Source organism: Dactylosporangium sucinum (assembly GCF_014647515.1).
Lineage (GTDB): Bacteria > Actinomycetota > Actinomycetes > Mycobacteriales > Micromonosporaceae > Dactylosporangium > Dactylosporangium sucinum.
In genome coordinates, this window is record NZ_BMPI01000078.1 from 16,247 (window position 1) to 35,302 (window position 19,056).

The window sequence follows — 19,056 nt, forward strand, 5'->3', positions numbered from 1 at the left end:
ACCGATCATGAGCCTGCTGACCACGATGGCGCTCACCGAGGGCTACCTGCACGCCGCGGTGGAGGTGTCGCGGCTGTCGGGGCGGGTGATCAGCGTGCACCTGCCGACGCTGGAGATCCAGGCACAGGACCTGCTGCGGATGCCCGGCTGCCCGGCCTGTGGCAAGGTGTCCCGCGAGCGTGCCCGTGAGATCAACTTCAACAGCCGGGCGGTTCTGGACCGGATCATGGCGGGAGTGTTGCAGTGAGTGCCCTGGCGCACTACCCGTCGATGACCCGGCTGATGCGGCGATACCGGCATCTGGGGGGTAACCAGACCGGCATCCTGCCCGGCTATTTCTTCAACGTCGCCGAGATCCCGGGCGAGCCGTGGCTACGGTCGATGACCGCGACGATGCCGCACTACCACCGCCTGATCATGAACGACCCGCTGAAGGATGTGCAGTACCACCTGAGCGGGTACAGCCTCTACCACGAAGACGCCATGATCCGGATGATGGGGGAGGCCGTCGAGCGGTACGCCGGGATGGTTGCCGTACGCCTGTTCGACCAGGAGTTCCGGTATGCCACGTTCCGGGAGCTGTCGCGTGAGGGCGAATGCCTCCCACTCGAGTATCTGGGCATGTTCAGCCCTGAACAGCAGCGCGACATCGGCAGGCTGCTCCACGGGTACGCCGACCGGCCACCCACCGAGGACGACGTCATCGCCTGGGTGCGCTGCCCGGCGCTGACCCGGCCGGGCGAGGACCTCTGGGTCCCGGCGCAGATGTTCTTCGGCGGCTACACCCCGTCGGCCACGCACGGCGACCTGCTGTTCACCCCGTCGTTCTCCACCGGCACGGCCGCCCACGTGAGCCTGGAGAACGCACTCCGCAACGCGCTGATCGAGATCGTGCAGCTCGACTCCTTCATCCTCAACTGGTACACCCCCAACCCGTGCCCGCAGGTCGTCATCGACGACGACGACGTACTGCGGGTGCTGGACACCATGCGGCTCGGGCCGGACTCCGACTACCGGGTCAAGGCGACCTACCTGACCCGGCCCGACCTGCCGCTGCCAACCATCGCCGTGGTCCTGGATCGCAAGACCGACGCGCTGCCGATCCTCAGCTACGGGATGCAGGGCGACGCCGACCCGCAGCGCGCGCTGCTGCGCGCGGCGATGGAAAGCGCGGCCATCCTCGTCCTGCCCACGTTCTCCGGCATCTTCGACCCGACCGGGGTGCACGCGGCGGCGAACGCTACGCATTACCTGGACCTCGACTCGAACGTGCTGTTCTACGCGAGCCCGCCGGACGCGGACCGCAAGCGCGCCATCTTCGCCGATCGGTCCAGCGGCTCGGTGAAGCTCTCGGAGATCGCCCCGCTGAGCGGGTCGTCAACGCTGGAATCGCTGATCGCGATGGTTGCCGGGGTGAGCCGCTGGGCGACCTACCTCGACGTGACGCCGCCGGAGCTGGCCGACACCGACTGGAAGGTGGTCCGCGTCCTCATCCCCGAACTGCTGAGCATGTGCCTGCCGGGGATGCCACCCAAGGCGCATCCGCGCATGGTCGCGCACGGAGGAGTGACGAATGACTACCCGCACCCTGTGCCTTAGCCTGCTGGTGCTGCTCTGCGCGTCGTTCCCGGCACAGGTTTTCGAGCTGGCCAACGCCTCGGGCCGCGGCCGGCCCGGCGCAGCCGGCGCCGCGCCGCGCCGGCCCGATCGCGCCATGGCCGGGTCGCTGATGCTCGCCGTGGCGCTGGTCGCGCTGGCGGCGCTGGCCGCCACGGTCGCGCCGATGCGGTGGACGTTCCCGCCCGTCGACTGGCTCTGGTATGCCGCCGCGGTGGCGTTCGGGTTCCTCACCGTGCCTCTGGAGTGGGCCGTCGGCGCGGCCTACGTGGCGGTCCGGTACCGGCGGCTGGCCGGCATCGGGCTGCACCGTCTCGTGGGGGCCACGTCGGCCTCGGTGGTGCTCGCCTACGTCGTCGCCGGCGCCGCGGAGGAGGTGCTGTTCCGGGGCGTGGGACTGCACGTGCTCGAAGGGGTCCTGGGCTGGCCGGTCGCTGCGGCGCTCGCGATCACCTCTGTCGTGTACGGCCTCAACCACCTCTACTTCGGCGCCATCGCGGTCGCGCAGAAGACCTTCACCGGCGTCGGCTTCGGCCTGCTCTACCTGCTCGGAGGCCACAACGTGCTGGTGCCGCTGGTGGCCCACGCGGTGCAGAACCTCGTCGTGCTCACCGTGCTGCCGCGCCGGGAGGCATCGTGACCAGCGACGGGGCGTGGTTCGCCGGCGCCGCCCTCGCCGCCGCCGCGATCTGGCTCTTCGTGTTCCGGCTGGCCGTGTTCAACTACCGCACCAACCGGCGGGTCCGCATCTGGGTCGTGACCCACACCTCGGTCCCCGGCAAGTACGTGATCCCGATCCTGGGCACGCTGGTCTATCTCGCCCTCGGCGTCCTGGGGTCGATCGCTTTGCTCTACGTCGGCGACCTCAGCCTGGGCGGCCTGCTCGCCTGGCACGTCACCCCGCACGGCGTCGGGCTCATGCTGTTCACCGCCGCCGGCGCCCACCTGCTGACCGGGTTCATGACGTCCATCATGTACGCCGTGCGCCCCCGCATCGATGTGCCAACGGCGATTTCCCGCGTCCGCTGGATCAATGAGATCCTGGTGCTGCCCCGGCCTTGGCGTTACGCCACCCCGGCGATCAGCGCCGCGGTCGAGGAGTTCTTCTTCCGCGGCGTCATCCTCGGCGGACTGCTAGCCACCGGTACACCGGCCTGGGCCGCGATCGCGATCAGCGGTGCGTCCTTCATCATCCTCCAGGTGCTGTACACCGACACGGCCCTGCAGGCCACCGTGATCGGACTGGGCTGTGTGGTGCTCTCGGTGTTGTGCGGGTTGCTGGTGGTCGCGGAGGGCAGCGTGCTTCCGGCGATCGCGGTGCACGCGTCGTTCGCCGTGTACTACACCCGGTCCAGCGTGCGCCGGGCCGCTCGCGTCCTGACCGCATTGCCCCGCTGAGGAGGTCGACGATCAAGCGGCCGGGTCCCGCCCGGCCGTGACCGGCGTCGAGCCGCGCTGTACTCCTCCTCTACGGCTGCAACAGCACCTTGATCGCGCGGCGTTCGTCCATGGCCCGGTACCCCTCGGCGGCCTGGTCGAGCGGCAGCGCGAGGTCGAACACCTGGCCCGGGTCGATGGTCCGGTCGACGATCAGGTCGATCAGCTCGGGCAGGAAGCGGCGTACCGGGGCGGGGCCGCCGTGCAGGTGGACGTGGGAGAAGAACAGCTCGGTGCCGGGCAGGGCGACGTCGTGGGTGACACCGACGTAGCCGACGTGCCCGCCGGGACGGGTAGCGCGGATCGACTGCATCATCGACTCCTGGGTGCCGACCGCCTCGATGACCGAGTGCGCGCCGAGGCCGCCGGTGAGGTCCTTGATCCGGGCGACGCCCTCGTCGCCGCGCTCGGTGACGATGTCCGTGGCGCCATAGGCGAGGGCGAGCTTCTGCCGGTCGGCGTGCCGGCTCATGGCGACGATCCGCTCGGCGCCGAGGTGCTTGGCGGCGAGGACGCCGAGCAGGCCGACGGCGCCGTCACCGACGACCGCGACAGTCTTGCCCGGCTCGACCTGGGCGGCCACGGCGGCGAACCAGCCGGTGCCGAGGACGTCCGAGGCGGCGAGCAGGCCGGGGATCAGGTCGTCGGCGGGGAGGTCCGGGGTGGCGACGAGGGTGCCGTCGGCGAGCGGGACCCGCAGGTACTGCGCCTGCGCGCCGAGCCCGCCGATGCCCACCCTGTGCACGCACGAGCTCTGGTAACCGGCCCGGCAGATCTCGCAGGTGTTGTCGGAGGCGAAGAACGAGCCGACCACGAACTGCCCGGGCCGCACCCTGCGGACGTCGGCGCCGACCTCCTCGACGATGCCGACGTACTCGTGGCCCATCGGTGCCGGGCCGTGGACCGGCTCAAGCCCGCGGTACGGCCACAGGTCGGAGCCGCAGACGCAGGTGGCGGACAGCCGGATGATCGCATCGGTCGGCTCGACGATCCGCGGATCGTCGCGTTCCTCGACGCGGACGTCACCGGGCGCGTACAGCATGGCTCCTCGCATGGGAGGTGTTTCCTTTCGGTTCGGTGGAGCGGTGATCTCAGCCGGCTGCGGCCCGGGCTTCAGCGGGCGGTGTAGCCGCCGTCAACGGGCAGGGCGACGCCGACGACGAAGCTGGCACCGGGGCTGCACAGCCACAGCACCGCGGCGGCGATCTCCTCAGCCTCGCAGCTGCGGTATGCCGTCGACGGCCACAACACCAGCCAACCCGATCCGGCGGCCGGCGGGGAGTCACTGGCGAAACGTGTACTACCAGGGCACCCCACCGCCCCGTTGCCAGGTCGTACCGTCGAAGCCATGGACAATCGCGCCGAGGTCCGCGACTTCCTCGTCTCCCGGCGGGCCAACATCACCCCGCAGCGGGCCGGGCTGCCCGACGACGGCCACCGCCGCGTGCCCGGGCTGCGCCGCAGCGAGGTCGCCACGCTCGCCGGAGTGAGCGTCGAGTACTACGCCAAGCTCGAACGCGGCGCGATCGCCGGCGTGTCCGCCTCGGTCCTGGACGCCCTGGCCCGGGCGCTGCAACTCGACGACGCCGAGCGGGCCCACCTGTTCCACCTCGCCCACGCCGCCGACGGCACCAGCGCCGGCATGCGCCCCCGCCGACGCCCCGCGAAGCGCTGGACGCCCCGCCCGAGCCTGCAGTGGGTCCTCGACCGGTTCACCGCGCCGGCCATCATCCGCAACGGCCGCATGGACCTGCTCGCCGCCAACCACCTCGGCCGGGCCATGCACGCCACCGTCTACGACACCGCCTTCGACGGTTGCCCGAACTTTGCCCGCTTCACGTTCCTGCACCTCGACGCCGCCCACGACTTCTACCCCGACTGGGACACCGCCGCCGACACCTGCGTCGCCATCCTGCACACCGAAGCCGGCCGTGACCCCCACGACAAGGAGCTCCACGACCTGGTCGGCGAGCTGTCGACCCGCAGCGACGCCTTCCGCCGCCGCTGGAGCGCGCACAACGTGCGCGCCCACGGCGCCGGCAGCAAACGCTTCCACCACCACGACGTCGGCGACCTCGAACTCGCCTATGAAAGCGTCGACCTGGTCTCTGAACCCGGTCTCAGCCTCACCCTCTACGCCGCCGAGCCAGCTTCACCGACCGCCCACGCCCTCGACCTGCTCGCCTCCTGGACCGCCACCCAGGCCAACGCCGAGCAGTCCGGCGCGGTGACGAACGCGGCGCCCCGGGGAGAAGAGCGGCAATGAACTGCTACTGGCCTCTCCGGCCCGACGCCGCGCTCCGCGCAGGCCAGGAAATCAGGCGGACCGCGCCGCCTCGAGCCCGTCAACGATGGCCTCGAGTTCCGGCCGCTTGGCGGCGTCGGTGACGAACCCGACGAACGGTCCGCCCTCGAAGGTAAGGGTGACCTGGACCAGGCGCTCCTTCTCGCGCCCGAACAACGTGACGCGCCGCTCCAGATCTTTCCACTGCGCGCCTCGGTACGATGACGCCGGCGTCCGAGTGACAGGCCGGCCGCCGCGCAGCTTCTCCAGCCAGCCACCGTCGAGTACAAGCCGCTCGTTCGACTGCCCGTCAACAACGATCACGTGCGCAAGATAACGGATCTTGCGCACGTGTGGGATTGCCCACCCGGCCAGATGTCCGGCGCTGGGAGTGTCATGCCGGATGCCGGCGTGCTGTCGCGCCACGCGCGGCGAACGATTCGGCGCCCTGCGGGAAGCCGGTGTCGAGCCGACGGGACCAAGATCGCTACAGAGCAAGCCGGGAAGTGGCGACCCAAGGCACCGAAGTCCAGCTTCACCCTCTGGTATTCACCCATCGCGGGTGATGTCTCGATCTGGGTCATCCGCTGGAGTCAGCACTTCGGCCGTCGTCCCACTGCCATGGCAGTACCAAGACTGCAGCGGCTTGCGACCACGCGCATAGCCGAAGCTGAACGGGGGCGGACGTTGAACGGGCGACCGAGCGATGCGGTCCGGCTTCGTCATGCGCATGCAGCGGTGAGTCCGGCAGGCGCGACTGCGGTCTCCGGCAGCGACGTCAGCCCGCCGCATGGAGGCCCGAGCTCGGTGGCACGTCGGCTCCTCGGCGGGTGCTACCGGTTCGACACGGTGCTGGGCGGCGGAGGCATGGGCACCGTCTGGCGCGGCTATGACCTGGTCTTCACCGCGCTCAACAGCCACCTGGACGCGGTCGCCACCGGATAGACGCAGGACGCTCCAACACTCGGGTCGCCCCCGACCGGCACGGCGTGGGTCCCGCGGCGCTGTAGCCCGGCCGGTTTGTCTCCGGCACGCGCCTGGAGCCGCCGGCGTGGGTCAGATCGCCACGGCGTGCGACACCAGCCAGGCCCCCTTCACCGGCACCATTGTGAGCACCACCCGGTTCTGGTCGACCTTCTCGCCGGTGACGTTGGTGTTGCGACGGTACTGGTTGAGGTAGAGCAGCAGTTCGACCCGCTGCGGGCTGGCGGTCACGACCCCGGACGCCGACACCGCCGCGCGGACGATCGCCTGCTCCGCCACGGCCTGCGGCTTGAGCGCGGCGGTCGTCTTCGCGTACTCGTCGGCGAACTGGCCGGTGACGAACGCCCGCCCGTTGGCGACGCTGGTGTCGAAGTTGCGGTAGTCGTACGAGAAGATCGCCTGCGCGGCGGCGGTCACGGCGGCGAGCGACCGGCGGACCGCGACGTCCTGTTGCCGCGCCTGCTCGTGCTGGTACCAGCCGGCGAGCGCAACGGAGAGACCGAGCGCGACGGCGGCCACGAGCACGGCGGCGCCGCGACGCATGCGGAGCTTGGGCAGCTTGAGTTTCGGCATCACGACCTCCTGCATCAGCCGACGAACTGCAGCCGGGAGACGAGCCAGCGGCCCGATCCGGCGTCGTGGGTGACATCCACCTGGATCCGGTAGTGCGAGGCACGCCCGTCCGGCGCCTTCGTGTTGCGCACGGTCGCGTCGACCGCGACCAGGACAACCGCGGAGTGCCGGTCGCCGGAGACCAGCGCCGCGCGCAGCACGCTGCCGCTCGACTCGACGTTGTTCTCCACGATCGCGGCCCGCACCTGCGCGCGGCCCCGCGCGAACTCGTCGTGGAAGTCGCCCGTCGCGCCGTCGGCGATCCGTTGCAGGTCCCGGTCGACGCTGGAGGCACTCACCGAGACGAAGTTGACCGTGGTCTGTTTGGCCGCGGCGAGGGCCTGCTGGTGTGCGCGGGCCAGCATCCGGTCGTCGTACCAGCGGCTGCCGAAGACGCTGCCGGCAGCCAGGGCGGCGCACATGAGGACGGCAAGCACGACGGTGCCGAGCGCGGGGCGCGTGAACCGGGTCCGGCGGCGGGCGGCGGGCGCCGGCCGGCGCGCGGTGCGCGGGCGCGGCCGGCGGGTGACCCGGCGGGTCCGCTCCGGCGCGGCGGTCTCCGGCTCCGCCGGAGCCTCGGGCTCCTCGACCAGGGCCACGGCTTCCTCGCCGGACAGCACCGGCTGTTCGTCGAGGCGTTCCAGCACCGCCGTGATCGGGTCGCGCCGGCGGGGCGTGCGGCGGGTGGCGGCGCGCCGCCGGACGCTGCGCGGCGGCGGTTCGCTCCCGGCGGCGCCGCCTTGTACCAGCTTCAGCGTGCGGTTCTCGGGTGCGGGCACGATGCCCTCCTTCCCAGGGTCTGCGGGACGAGCCCGGCGAGTGCTCAAGGGCTACGGGGCGAGCCCGGCGAGCAGGAGTTGTTTCCAGGACTGGTCCCCGGCGAGCTGGTACTGCCCGCCGGTGGTGCCGAACAGCAGCGGATGACCGTCGGCGCCCAGCGCCAGCCCGGACACCGGGTCGATGCCGCCGGTCAGGGCACCCGGGTCGCCGGGCGGGGGAGGGTCGCTGCCGCCGGGGCGCGGTGCGTTGTTGGTGCCCCGGACACTGGAGCCGCGGGCCTGGTCGGCGGCGCTGCACCGGGTGGTCTGCCCGTACTTGCAGGACGGCGGATCGTCGACGTTGAGCACCAGCCCGAGGTGGGCGGTGCCGTCGCCCGGCGTGACCGTGAAGCCACCGGCGACGGCCATCGGGTAGACAACCAGGACCTGTTCGATGCCGGCCAGGCGCCGGACGGCGACGCCGTTGACCGAGATCAGGTTGCCCAGCAGCGTGCCGATCGTCGGCTCGAGCCCGTCCAGCAGCGCGACGAGCTGCTCGGCCGCCGGCGGCCCGTTGGCGATGAGCCGGCGCAGGTCGGCGTCGGACGAGCGCACCGTCTCGGCGAGCTGCGCCAGCCCCTTCGCCCAGGCCCGGATCGCCGCCGCGGACTCCTCCTGCGTCTTGAGCACGGTGCGGCCGTCGCGCAGCAGGGTGACCGTCTGCGGCAGGTTCGCGGTCGCCTCCTGCAGCAGCAGGTCACCCGCGTCGAGGATCGTGCGCAGCGCCCGCTCGTTGCCCTCGAAGGCGGTGCCGAGCTCGTCGATGACGATCGACAGGGCGGCCGGGTCGACGGAGCGCACGAGCGCGTCGAGGTTCGCCAGGAGTGTCTCGGGGGCCAGCGGGATGCCGGTGCGGCTGCGCGGGACGACCGAGCCGTCCGTGAGGTACGGGCCGGCGTCGGTCTCCGGCCGCAGGTCGAGGAACTGCTCGCCGACCGCGGAGCGCTGGCCGACCACGGCCCGGGTGTCGCGGGAGACCCGCACCCCGTCGTCGAGCCGCATCCGCACCCGGGCCCCGCCGTCGTGGAGCGTGACGTCGTCGACCCGGCCGACCGGCACGCCGCGATAGGTCACCGGCGCGTTGGCGAAGATGCCACCGGCCTCGGCGAAGTCGGCGTAGACGACGTATCCGCGGCCGAGGAGCCGGTCGCCGAGCCCCACGTAGGTGACGCCGACGTAGGCAACGCCGATGAACCCGACCACGAGGAAGGCCAGGACCTGCAGCTTCGCGGCGCGTCGGATCACGGCAGCAACCCTCCGTTGAGCAGGTTCGGCAGCGGGCCCTGCTGCCCGGTGACCGCGCCGGTGACCGGCGGCAGCAGGCAGGCCGGCGACAGGGCGGTGCCGGGCGGGAGCACGGTGCCGGGCGGGAAGACGGTGCCGGGCGGCACGATCCCGCCGGGCGGCAGCAGGCTGCCGGGCGGTGCGATGGTGCCCGGCGGCAGCAGCTTGCACCCCTCGGGCAGCTCGCAGCCGGACGGCGGCTGCCAGCCGGGCGGCAGGACCCCGCCGAGCGGCAGACACGGCAGCGGCAGCACGCCCGGCAGGGAGGGCCCGGTCGACGGCGGCTTGCCCGGCCCAGTGCCGCCGCCGGCCGGGTTGCCGGTGCGGCCCTGCTGCCCGCCGGGGGTGCCGGCCGCGGGGGGCGGCGGCGCGGTCGCGACCAGCAGGTTGGACAGGATCGACGGCGCGTCGAGGTCGGCGGTGGCGCCGAGGTTGACGAAGTCGCCGACGATCGCGCCGGTGACGTTGGGCGGGAACGGGAACGTCAGCATGAACTCCAGCGACCTCGGCAGCGCGTCGCCCGCCTGCACCAGCTGTTCGAGGATCGGTTGGAGCGAGCGCAGGACGGCCAGCGTGTCGTCGCGGCTCTGGTTGACCACCCGGGTGCCGACCCGGCCCAGCTCACCGAGGGCGGTGAGCGCGAGCGTGAGCTGTTCCCGCTGGTCCTCGAGGACGGTCAGGCCCGGCGCCAGCGAGTCCAGCGCCGTGCCGATGACGTCGCGCTGCCGGGACAGCTGCCCGGAGAGGCGGTCGAGCGAGTCGATCGCCCGCACGATGTCGGCCTTCTGCTGGTCCAGGCCGCCGACGAAGGTGTCCAGCTGGTGCAGGGCGTCCTTCGCCTCGGTCTCCCGCCCGTTCAGCGCCTCGGCCAGTTCCTCGTTGATCGTCTTCAGGTGGGCGAGCCCGCCACCGTTCAGCAGGAGCCCGAGCGCGGCGAGCACCTCTTCGACCTCGGCCGCCCGCCGGGTGCGCGCCAGCGGCACGACCGCGCCGTCGGCCAGCCGGCCGCGCGGGGTCTCGGTGGTGGGCGCCTCCAGCGCGACGTACTTCTCACCGAGCAGGCTCGTCTGCCGCACGGCGGCGGAGGCGTTCTCCGGCAGCCGCACGTCCTTGCCGATGCGCATCCGGACGCGGGCCGTCCAGCCGGACAACGAGATCCGCTCGACGCTGCCGACGGTCACGTCGTTGACCTTCACCGCCGCCTGCGGCACGAGGTCGAGCACGTCGGCGAACTCGGCCGTCACGGTGTACCCGTCGCCGGCCGGTGCGCCGCCGGGCAGCGGCAGCGACGCGACGTCGGGCAGGCCGCACCCGCCCGCGAGCAGTACGACGGCGAGACCGGCGAGGGCGGCGCGCTTCATCGTGTGCCCCGCAGGATGCCGCCGACAGTGAGGTCCTGGACGACCTCGGGCAGCTGGGGCACGACCGGCGCGCCGGACTGGGCCGGCGCGCCGGTCGGCGGTGGGCCGGCGGCGTCGGCCCCACCCGTCGCCGCCGGCAGGCCGAGGAGCTTGCGCAACTGGTCGGTCATGGGCAGCTTCTTGACGTTGAGGGTCTGGGCGAGCGCGAGGCACTCCTTGGGGATCTGCTGCGTCGGTACGAGGTCGACCATGAGCGAGCAGACATAGCTCGCCGGGTCGTACGGGCCGAGCGCGTTGTCCCGCGTGTCGAGCGTCCCCGACCGGGCGTTGTACGCGAGGTTGAGGTTGGACACCGCGAGCGGGGTCAGGTCGAGGATCTCGATGATCGCCTTCTGCTGGCGGACCAGGATGCCCGTGACGTCGGCCAGGGCGTCCACATCAGACCTCAGCGCGTCGCGGTTCTCCTTGATGAACGTGGTGATGTCGGCGAGCGCGGTGGCGAGGCTGCGCAGCGCGGCGGCCAGCTCGTCCCGCTCGCCGGCCAGCTGACCGGCCACCGTGGCGAGCTGTTGGTTGAACGCCCGCACCTGCTGGTCGCTCTGGGCCAGCGCGGTGGTGAACAGCTGCAGGTTGGCGACCGTGCCGAACAGGTCCTGCCGGCCGTCGGCCACGGTGGACAGCGCGCGGGCGAGGTCGCCGAGCGTCGCGTGCAGCGCCTCCCCGTTGCCTTCGAGGTTGGCCCGGCCGGCGGCGACCAGGTCCTTGAGCGCGCCGTCGGCGTTGGCGCCCTCGGGGCCCAGCGCCTTGTTGAACTCGTCGAGGGCGCGGTAGATGTCGTCGATCTCCATCGGCGCCGCGGTGCGCTCCAGCGGCACGTCGCCGCCGTCGGGCAGCGCGGCGCCGCCGTTGTAGGCGGGGGCGAGCTGCACGTACCGGTCGCTGACGACACTCGGCGGGATGATGAGCGCCTGCACCCCGGCCGGGATGCGCCGGTCCGCGTCGTAGCGCATCTCGACCCGGACGGTGCGGCCCTGCGGGGTCACCGAGACCACCGTACCGATGCGCACGCCGAGCACCCGGACCGACGAGCCCTCGTGGATGCCGACGGCCCGGCTGAAATGCGCGACGAGCCGCCGCTGCGGTTCGCCGCGCACGGCGACGACAACGGCCGCGGCGGCGGCCACGGCGAGCACCGCGACGATCGCGACGAGGCGACGTGAACGCATCTCAGCGCCCTCCCGTCGTGGGCTGGTACGGCTGGAGCAGGCCGGCGACGTACGAGTCGAACCAGCGGCCGTTGCCGACGACGTTCGCGAACGCGTTGACGAACGGCCCCATCTTCTGGATGGTCTGCTCGAGGTTGTCGCGGTTGCGCTGCAGCGTGGCGACGACGCCGCGCAGCTGCCGCAGCGCCGGCTGGAGCTGCTCGCGGTTGTCGGCGACGAGGCCGGACAGCTGGGTCGCCAGCGCGTTGGTGCCGACGAGCAGGTCGTGGATCGCGTCCTTGCGCCGGTTGACCTCGGCCAGCAGCGTGTTGCCGTCGGCGACGAGCTTGCGGAACTCCTCGTCGCGGGCGGCGAGGACGCCGGTGACGCCGCGGGCGCGGGCGAGCAGTTCGCGCAGCTCGGTGTCGCGATCGGCGACGGTCGACGACAGCCGTGACAGTCCGTCCAGCGACGACTTCACGCTCGCCGGGGTGTCGGCGAACGTCTGCGCGAGTGTGGTGAACGCGGTCGCGAGCTGCGTGCTGTCGATCTCGTCGAGCGTCTCGGCCAGGCCGGTCACGGCCTGGACCACGTCGAACGGAGCGGCGGTGCGCTCCAGGGGGATCTCGGCGTCCTCGGCGAGGCGGTCCGGCCCGTCGGGGGCAAGCGCCAGGTACTTCTGGCCCAGCACGGTCTTGATGCGGATCGTCGCGCTGGTCGTCGTGCCCAGCCGCACGTCGTGGTCGTCGAGACGGAACCGCACCCGGACGTACGGGCCGGTGCCGCCGCGCGCCAGGTCGACGGCGGTGACCTCGCCGACGCGGACCCCGGCGACGCGGACCTCGTTGCCCGGCGCCAGGCCGCTCGCGTCGCGGAAGGCGGCGCGGTAGGAGCCCTCGGCGGTCAGCGTGTCGAGGGCGTCGAGCTGGAACGCCCCGGCCACCAGCACCACCAGCGCCGCGATGCTGACCGCGCCGACCACGACCGGATTGCGTTCCCGGAACGGTTTCACGCGCGACCTCCCGCAGTCGAGCAGCGTGCCGCCGGCGAGCTGAACGACGCCGGGTTCAGCTCGCCGTGCCCGGCGACGCCGACCGTGCCGTCGAAGTCGCAGAGGAAGAAGTTGAACCACGAGCCGTACGAAGCGACGCGGGTCAGCGAGCCGTACCGGTCGGGCAGCCCGGCGAGCGTCCTGTCGATGACGGCGGCGTTGTCGTTGAGGGTGGTCGACAGCGTGCCGAGCGCGTCGACGTCGGCCGCGAGCGACGGCCGGGCGTCGGCGAGCAGCGACGCCGTCGCGCCGGTCAGGTCGCCCAGGTTGACCAGCGCCTCGCCGATCGCCACCCGGTCGGCGGCGAGCCCGGACACGAACCGCTGCAGCTGCTGGATCGTCTCGTCGAGCTCGCCGCTGCGATCGGCCAATGTGGACAGTACGGCGTTGAGGTTCGTGACGACCCGGCCGATCACGGCGTCGCGGTCGGCGAGGGTGTTGGTGAGCGAGGCGGTGCGCCGCAGCAGGCTGGCGACGGTGCCGCCCTCACCCTGCAGGACCTGGATGATCTCGTACGCCAGCTGGTTGACGGCCTCCGGCGCCAACGCGGTGAACAGCGGCCGGAACCCGTTGAACAGCACCGTCAGGTCCAGCGCCGGTGTCGTCTGCGACTGCGGGATGAGCCCGTCCGGGCGCAGCGGCCGTACGTCGCCGGGTCCCTCGCTCAGTGCGATGTACCGCTGGCCGACCAGGTTCCGGTAGCGGATCTTCGCGTGGACGGTCGTGGTGAGGGGGATGTCGCCGGCGACGGTGAAGGCGACCTCGGCGACGGTGTTGTCGACGACCCTGATGTCGCGCACCTTGCCCACCTGCACGCCGGAGATGCGCACGTCGTCGCCGGCGAGCAGCCCGGTGACGTCGGTGAACCGGGCCCGGTAGACGGTGCCGCCGGACGAGAACCCGCCGAGGGTCTGCGCCAGCATCGCGGTCAGCAGGACGGTCACCGCCGCGAACGCGGTCAGCTTCAGCAGTGGCGCGAGCACAGCCCGGTTCATGGTGCGTTCACCACCGCTCCGCGCAGCAGCGGGCCCCACAGCAGCACCGCGATGTCCGGCACCTCGGCCGGCGGCACACCCAGCTCCGCGCCCAGCAGCGGCTGCAGCAGCCGGCGTTCCTCCGCGGTGGCGGCGTCGGCGGTGGGCAGCGCCGCCGCGGTGGCTGGCAGCAGCCCGACCGGCAGCTTCGGCGGTCCGGGGCGAGCCCCGCCGTAGTCGTAGCCGTCGTTGATCGGCGTCTCCGGTGCGGGGACGTGCGGATCGGGCAGGCCGCGGCAGTTGGGTCCGTTCTTCGCGCCGTACACCGGCTCGTCCCGGCCCTTCTCGAACTTGCCGTTGTCGCGGGTGATCTCCAGCGTGATGCGCATCCGGCCGGTGGCGAAGACCTGCTCCACCCGCGGCTGCAGCGCGACGAGACCGTCCATGAGGCAGGGGTACTCCGGTGCGTAGGTGGCCAGCAGTTCCAGCAGCGGACGGCTGACGTCGCCGACCTGGATGAGCTGGTCGCCGTGGCGTTCGAGGAAGTAGCGGGTGGCGTCGGCGGCCTCGGTGGTGTCCGCGAACAGCGCCGCCAGCTGGGTTCGCTGGTCCGTCACGGTCGTCGCGGTCACCGACGCGTCGCGCAGGATGGCGAGCAGGTCCGGCAGCGCGCCGTCGTAGACGTCCAGCACGGCGGCGAGCCGGCGCACGTCCTCGGCGATGAGCGGCATCTGCTCGTTGAGCGCGGCGAGGTACCGGTCCAGGGTCACCAGCTGCTCACCGAGCTGCGTGCCCCGGCCCTCCAGGGCCGTGGCGAGCGCGCCGAGCGTCGCGGCGAGCTTGTCCGGCTGGATCGACCGCAGCAGCGGCAGCGCGTCGTCGAGTACCCGCTCCAGCTCGACGCCGCTGGCGCTGCGGTCCTGGGAGATGACGTCGCCGTCGCGGATCGCCCGTCCGGTGCTGCCCGCGGGCGGCAGCAGCGCGACGTACCGCTCCCCGAACAGGGTCTTGGGCAGCAGCCGGGCGTTGACGTCGGCGGGGATCTGGGGCACCAGCGCCGGGTCGAGCGCCAGCCGCAGCCTCGCGCCCTCGCCGTCGCTGGACACGGTGCGCACCTCGCCGACGACGACGCCGAAGAGCTTGACGTCCGCGCCGGCGCTCAGCTGCATGCCGGTCCGGCCGGTCCGCAGCGTCACCCAGGTCACGTCGTCGAAGACCTTGCGGTACTGCAGCACGGCGAGGCCGAGCGCCGCGCCGAGCAGCACGACGAACGCGATGCCGAGGATCCGGTGGCGGGCGCTCATCCCGCGATCCGCACGGTCGTGGTCGCGCCCCAGATGGCCAGCGACAGGAAGAAGTCGACGACGTTCACCGATACGATCGCGAGCCGCACGGCCCGGCCGACCGCGACGCCGACGCCGGCCGGGCCGCCGCTGGCGGTGTAGCCGTAGAAGCAGTGCACCAGCACGACGATCACGCTGAACACCAGTACCTTGCCGAACGACCAGAGCACGTCCTCGGGCGGCAGGAACAGGTGGAAGTAGTAGTCGTAGGTGCCCGCGGACTGTCCGAAGTAGAAGATCGCCATGGTCCGCGTGGCGAGGTAGCTGGAGAGCAGGCCCAGCACGTACAGCGGGATCACCGCGATGAATCCGGCGATCATCCGCGTGGTGACCAGGAAGGGCAGCGACGGCACCGCCATCACCTCGAGGGCGTCGACCTCCTCGGAGATCCGCATCGCGCCCAGCTGCGCGGTGAAGCCGCAGCCGACGGTCGCCGACAGCGCGAGCGCGGCGACGAGCGGCGAGATCTCGCGGGTGTTGAAGTATGCGGAGATGAAGCCGGTGAAGGCGCTGCTGCCGATCTGGTCGAGGGCCTGGTACCCCTGCAACCCGACCTCGGTACCGGTGAAGAACGTCATGAAGCAGATGACGCCGACCGTGCCACCGGCGACGGCGAGCGCCCCGGTGCCGAAGCTGACCTCGGCCAGCAGCCGGACGACCTCCCGCTTGTGCCGGCGGATCGTCCGCGGCGTCCAGGCGAACGCCCGCAGGTAGAACGCCAGCTGCCCGCCGAGGTCGTCGAGCTGTCGCAGGACCGGCATCTCAGCTTCCCTTCTGCGGTACGACCTGGAAGTACACGGCGGTGATGACGAAGTTCAGCGCGAACAGCAACATGAAGGTGATGACGACGCTGTGGTTGACCGCGTCACCGACGCCCTTCGGCCCGCCGCGCGCGGTGATGCCCTTGTACGACGCGACGAGCGCCGCCACGGCACCGAACATCAGCGCCTTGATCTCCCCGACGATCAGGTCCGGCAACTGCCCCAGCGCCTGGAAACTCGCGAGGTAGGCGCCGGGCGTGCCGCCCTGCATGACGACGTTGAAGCAGTAGCCGCCGGCCACGCCGACGACGCTGACGAGGCCGTTGAGCAGGACCGCGACGAGCATGGTCGCGGCGATGCGCGGCGCGACGAGCCGGTGCAGCGGGTCGATGCCGAGCACCTCCATCGCGTCGAGCTCCTCGCGGATCTTCCGGGCGCCGAGGTCGGCGCAGATCGCCGAGCCGCCCGCGCCGGCGATGATGAGCGCGGTGACGATCGGCCCGGCCTCGCGCACCACGGCGAGCACCGACGCCGCCCCGGTGAACGACTGGGCGCCGAGCTGGCGGACCAGCGAGCCGAGCTGCAACGCGATGACCGCGCCGAACGGGACCGAGACCAGCGCCGCGGGCAGGATCGACACCGAACTGACGAACCACGCCTGCTGCAGGAACTCGCGCACCTGGAACGGCCGGCGGGCCAGCCCGCGCAGCGCGTCGAGGCAGAACGCGAAGAACAGCCCGGACCGGCGCAGCGGCGTGGTCATCGGACGCCACCCAGGTCGCGGCCCCGGTCGCTGCCGAAGGATCCCGGCGGCGGGGTCACCCCGTGGTGGAAACACCATTGGCCGGGCAGGCGTTCAGCGCGCCGGGGGAGCCCGTTCGACGGCTGCAGCTGCAGCGGGATCGCCGGCAGTGGCGGCAGTTCCACCCCCGCGTCGGCCTCGGCCCGCAGCTCGTCGGCGTCCTTCTCCTCGGCCATGCCGATCGGGCCGATCCGTTGCGCGTTGAGGAACTGCCGGACGACCGGCTCGGTGCTCGACAGCAGCATCTCCCGGGGTCCGAACATCGCCAGGTGACCGTGGTAGATGAGGCCGATGTTGTCGGGGACCGTCCGGGCGGTGTTGATGTCGTGCGTGACGATCAGGAACGTCGCGTCGATCTGCTGGTTGAGGTCGATGATCAGCTGGTTGAGATACGCGGTGCGCACCGGGTCGAGACCCGAGTCGGGCTCGTCGAACAGGACGACCTCCGGGTCGAGCACCAGCGCGCGGGCCAGGCCGGCGCGCTTGCGCATGCCGCCGGAGATCTCGCCGGGCAGCTTCCGCTCCGCGCCGAGCAGGCCGACCATCTCGAGCTTCTCGCCGACGATCGCCCGGACCTCCCGCTCCGGCTTGCGAGTGTGCTCGCGCAGCGGGAACGCGACGTTGTCGTAGATGTTCATCGAGCCGAACAGGGCGCCGTCCTGGAACAGCACGCCGAAGAGTTTGCGCACCTCGTACAGCTCCCGCTCGGTGAGGCGGGTGAGGTCGTGATCGCCGATCCAGATCGCGCCCCGGTCCGGCGGCAGCAGCCCGACCAGTGTCTTGAGGAACACCGACTTGCCCGTGCCGGAGGGTCCGAGCAGGACCGATATCCCGCCGGCCGGCAGCGTCAGCGACACGTCGGACCACACCGGCTGGCCGCCGAAGGACTTGGTGAGCCCTTCAACCCGCACTTCGACGCCCATCCGGCCTCCCTGCCCGAACCCTTGCCGGAGATATCGCGGCAGCGCCGCCGGGCGTAACACCTCGGCGGAGACTTTTTTCGCGAGCACCGCCCGGCTGGCGCAATCGGACGTCGGCGGATACGGTGCCGTTACCCCCCGGTAATGAAGGCGGCACACCCCACGCCATGACGGCAGCGATCGAACAAGACCTGGTGGATCGGGCCCTGCGGGCCGATCCGGACGCCACGGCAGCCCTGCTCGCCCAGCTCCGCCCCGGTATCGTCCGGTACTGCCGGGCCCGGCTCGGCCGCGTCGGCGGGGCCTACACGACCGCCGACGACGTCGCCCAGGAGGTGTGCCTGGCGCTGTTGCGGGCCCTGCCCGGCTACCGTGACCAGGGCCGCCCGTTCACCGCCTTCGTCTACGCCATCGCCGCGCACAAGGTCGCCGACGCTCAGCGCGCCGCCGTCCGCGACGCCGGAACCACGCCCGTCGACACGCTCGCCGACCGCCCCGACGCGGCGCCGGGCCCCGAGCAGCAGGCGATGAACACCGACGTGGCACGGCGCCTGTCCGGGCTGCTGGCCCGGCTGCCCGAGCAGCAGCGGGAGATCGTCCTGCTGCGGGTGGCGGTCGGGCTGCCGGCCGAGGAGGTCGGCGTGATCGTCGGTATGTCGGCGCCGGCGGTCCGGGTCGCCCAGTCCCGGGCCCTGGCCCGGCTGCGTACGCTGGCTGGTGACACGTTGGGCGAGGTGGCGGCGTGAACGGACAGCAAGCGTACGGTCCCGGCGAGCAGCCCGTCGACCTGGCGGCGGTCCAGGCCGACGACGTGCTGCTCGACGCCCTCGGCCGGGGCGAGCCGGCGCCCGACGGCGACGACCTCGCCGGCCTGCTCGCCGCCTGGCGGGCCGACCTCGACACCGACCTTCCCCCGGACGGCATCTCCACCGGCGACATCCTGAACGTGCCCGTCGAGACCGTGCCCGTCGAGCCGGACGCCGACGACGAGGTGGCCGAGCCCGTGCCGCTCCGGCGGCGCGGCACGGCCCTGCGCCGAGCCTTCGCCGGCGTGGCGGCGGCCGCGCTGATCCTCGGCGGCCTGGCCCTCGGCGCACACCGGTCGGGCCCGGACGGTCCGTTGTGGCCGATCACCCGGGTGCTGTACCCGCAGGTCGTCGACACCCGTGCCGCGGAGCACGCCATCGCGCAGGCCGCCGACGCGGCCGCGGCCGGGCGCTACGACGAGGCCCGCCGCCTGCTCGACACCGCCACCGGCTACGCACAGCAGGTCGGCGATCCGGCGACGCGCCAGCGGCTGCTCGACCAGATCGACGAGCTCCGTCGGTCGCTGCCCGCCGCGCCCGCCCCGACGGCGCAGCCGTCGTCCACCGGCGGCGGCCCCACACCAGGCACCACCGGGCCGAGCCCCGCGCCGTCGCCCGGCACCACCACGGGCGGACCCGGTGGCGGCGGCCAGTCGCCGGCCCCGGGCATCCCCGTCCCCAACCTGCCGTCGCTCCTGCCGACCCTGCCGTTGCCCTCGTCGATACCGCTGCCCGGCTTGCCCTGACGATCCCGTGCAAGCCTGGGCAGCCCGACCTGGCCGGTTCAATCCCAGCGA

22 protein-coding genes are annotated in these 19,056 nt (G+C 72.3%); 8 read left to right on the top strand and 14 right to left on the bottom strand.

Annotated features, from left to right (window positions below; translation table 11 throughout):
- The 4 genes from IEZ31_RS47195 to IEZ31_RS47210 form a co-directional block, all read left to right on the top strand.
- Positions 1–247 (top strand): hypothetical protein (locus IEZ31_RS47195; protein WP_229836952.1); only part of this gene is annotated, 247 nt, incomplete at its 5' end.
- Positions 244–1,599, top strand: a complete 1,356-nt coding sequence (locus IEZ31_RS47200) for a YcaO-like family protein (RefSeq protein WP_190256670.1) — start codon at positions 244–246, stop codon at positions 1,597–1,599. The genes IEZ31_RS47195 and IEZ31_RS47200, both read left to right, overlap by 4 nt.
- The gene (locus IEZ31_RS47205) at positions 1,574–2,257 is read left to right on the top strand and encodes a CPBP family intramembrane glutamic endopeptidase (protein WP_190256671.1); all 684 of its coding nucleotides are present in this window, start codon (positions 1,574–1,576) and stop codon (positions 2,255–2,257) included. Before IEZ31_RS47200 ends, IEZ31_RS47205 begins: the two co-directional genes overlap by 26 nt.
- On the top strand, positions 2,254–3,015 hold the full coding sequence (locus IEZ31_RS47210; protein ID WP_190256672.1) for a CPBP family intramembrane glutamic endopeptidase: 762 nt from the start codon (positions 2,254–2,256) through the stop codon (positions 3,013–3,015). Before IEZ31_RS47205 ends, IEZ31_RS47210 begins: the two co-directional genes overlap by 4 nt.
- Positions 3,016–3,085: 70 nt before the next feature.
- On the opposite strand, the gene IEZ31_RS47215 is transcribed toward IEZ31_RS47210, so the two are convergent.
- On the bottom strand, positions 3,086–4,108 hold the full coding sequence (locus IEZ31_RS47215) for a zinc-dependent alcohol dehydrogenase family protein (RefSeq protein ID WP_190256673.1): 1,023 nt from the start codon (positions 4,106–4,108) through the stop codon (positions 3,086–3,088).
- A gap of 59 nt (positions 4,109–4,167) precedes the next feature.
- A complete protein-coding gene (locus IEZ31_RS47220) occupies positions 4,168–4,305 on the bottom strand; it encodes an SDR family oxidoreductase (RefSeq protein WP_229836954.1) in 138 nt (45 codons plus the stop codon).
- A gap of 97 nt (positions 4,306–4,402) precedes the next feature.
- Here IEZ31_RS47220 and IEZ31_RS47225 point away from each other — a divergent pair, with 97 nt between their 5' ends.
- A complete protein-coding gene (locus IEZ31_RS47225) occupies positions 4,403–5,320 on the top strand; it encodes a helix-turn-helix transcriptional regulator (protein ID WP_190256674.1) in 918 nt (305 codons plus the stop codon).
- Positions 5,321–5,371: 51 nt separating this feature from the next.
- On the opposite strand, the gene IEZ31_RS47230 is transcribed toward IEZ31_RS47225, so the two are convergent.
- Positions 5,372–5,662, bottom strand: coding sequence for a hypothetical protein (locus IEZ31_RS47230; protein ID WP_190256699.1), 291 nt, complete (start codon positions 5,660–5,662; stop codon positions 5,372–5,374).
- A gap of 483 nt (positions 5,663–6,145) precedes the next feature.
- On the opposite strand from IEZ31_RS47230, the gene IEZ31_RS47235 reads away from it, so the two are divergent.
- Positions 6,146–6,283 carry a hypothetical protein gene (locus IEZ31_RS47235; RefSeq protein ID WP_190256701.1) on the top strand — a complete coding sequence of 46 codons (138 nt, stop codon included), beginning with the start codon at positions 6,146–6,148 and terminating at the stop codon, positions 6,281–6,283.
- Positions 6,284–6,394: 111 nt separating this feature from the next.
- On the opposite strand, the gene IEZ31_RS47240 is transcribed toward IEZ31_RS47235, so the two are convergent.
- The 11 genes from IEZ31_RS47240 to IEZ31_RS47290 are packed head-to-tail and all read right to left on the bottom strand — an operon-like array spanning position 6,395 to position 17,456.
- The gene (locus tag IEZ31_RS47240) at positions 6,395–6,895 is read right to left on the bottom strand and encodes a hypothetical protein (protein WP_190256675.1); all 501 of its coding nucleotides are present in this window, start codon (positions 6,893–6,895) and stop codon (positions 6,395–6,397) included.
- Positions 6,896–6,909: 14 nt separating this feature from the next.
- Complete coding sequence (locus IEZ31_RS47245; RefSeq protein ID WP_190256676.1) at positions 6,910–7,713, bottom strand: Rv1363c family protein; 804 nt, start codon at positions 7,711–7,713, stop codon at positions 6,910–6,912.
- Positions 7,714–7,764: 51 nt separating this feature from the next.
- Positions 7,765–8,997 carry an MCE family protein gene (locus IEZ31_RS47250; protein ID WP_190256677.1) on the bottom strand — a complete coding sequence of 411 codons (1,233 nt, stop codon included), beginning with the start codon at positions 8,995–8,997 and terminating at the stop codon, positions 7,765–7,767.
- The gene (locus IEZ31_RS47255) at positions 8,994–10,397 is read right to left on the bottom strand and encodes an MCE family protein (RefSeq protein WP_229836956.1); all 1,404 of its coding nucleotides are present in this window, start codon (positions 10,395–10,397) and stop codon (positions 8,994–8,996) included. The genes IEZ31_RS47250 and IEZ31_RS47255 overlap by 4 nt, the downstream gene beginning before the upstream one ends.
- Positions 10,394–11,623, bottom strand: coding sequence for an MCE family protein (locus IEZ31_RS47260; protein WP_190256678.1), 1,230 nt, complete (start codon positions 11,621–11,623; stop codon positions 10,394–10,396). Before IEZ31_RS47260 ends, IEZ31_RS47255 begins: the two co-directional genes overlap by 4 nt.
- 1 nt (position 11,624) lies before the next feature.
- Complete coding sequence (locus IEZ31_RS47265; protein WP_190256679.1) at positions 11,625–12,614, bottom strand: MCE family protein; 990 nt, start codon at positions 12,612–12,614, stop codon at positions 11,625–11,627.
- Positions 12,611–13,648, bottom strand: a complete 1,038-nt coding sequence (locus tag IEZ31_RS47270) for an MCE family protein (protein ID WP_190256680.1) — start codon at positions 13,646–13,648, stop codon at positions 12,611–12,613. Before IEZ31_RS47270 ends, IEZ31_RS47265 begins: the two co-directional genes overlap by 4 nt.
- Positions 13,645–14,931: an MCE family protein gene (locus tag IEZ31_RS47275; protein WP_190256681.1), complete on the bottom strand. Its 1,287-nt coding sequence runs from the start codon at positions 14,929–14,931 to the stop codon at positions 13,645–13,647. Before IEZ31_RS47275 ends, IEZ31_RS47270 begins: the two co-directional genes overlap by 4 nt.
- A complete protein-coding gene (locus IEZ31_RS47280) occupies positions 14,928–15,731 on the bottom strand; it encodes an MlaE family ABC transporter permease (RefSeq protein ID WP_190256682.1) in 804 nt (267 codons plus the stop codon). The genes IEZ31_RS47275 and IEZ31_RS47280 overlap by 4 nt, the downstream gene beginning before the upstream one ends.
- Position 15,732: 1 nt before the next feature.
- Complete coding sequence (locus tag IEZ31_RS47285; protein ID WP_190256683.1) at positions 15,733–16,494, bottom strand: MlaE family ABC transporter permease; 762 nt, start codon at positions 16,492–16,494, stop codon at positions 15,733–15,735.
- Positions 16,491–17,456, bottom strand: a complete 966-nt coding sequence (locus IEZ31_RS47290; protein ID WP_190256684.1) for an ABC transporter ATP-binding protein — start codon at positions 17,454–17,456, stop codon at positions 16,491–16,493. Before IEZ31_RS47290 ends, IEZ31_RS47285 begins: the two co-directional genes overlap by 4 nt.
- 164 nt (positions 17,457–17,620) lie before the next feature.
- On the opposite strand from IEZ31_RS47290, the gene shbA reads away from it, so the two are divergent.
- Both shbA and IEZ31_RS47300 read left to right on the top strand, forming a co-directional pair.
- On the top strand, positions 17,621–18,199 hold the full coding sequence (gene shbA, locus IEZ31_RS47295; protein WP_190256685.1) for an RNA polymerase sigma factor ShbA: 579 nt from the start codon (positions 17,621–17,623) through the stop codon (positions 18,197–18,199).
- Positions 18,196–19,005 (top strand): anti-sigma-D factor RsdA, encoded by an 810-nt coding sequence (locus IEZ31_RS47300; RefSeq protein ID WP_190256686.1) that lies wholly within the window; start codon positions 18,196–18,198, stop codon positions 19,003–19,005. Before shbA ends, IEZ31_RS47300 begins: the two co-directional genes overlap by 4 nt.
- The last annotated feature ends 51 nt before the right edge of the window (positions 19,006–19,056 follow it).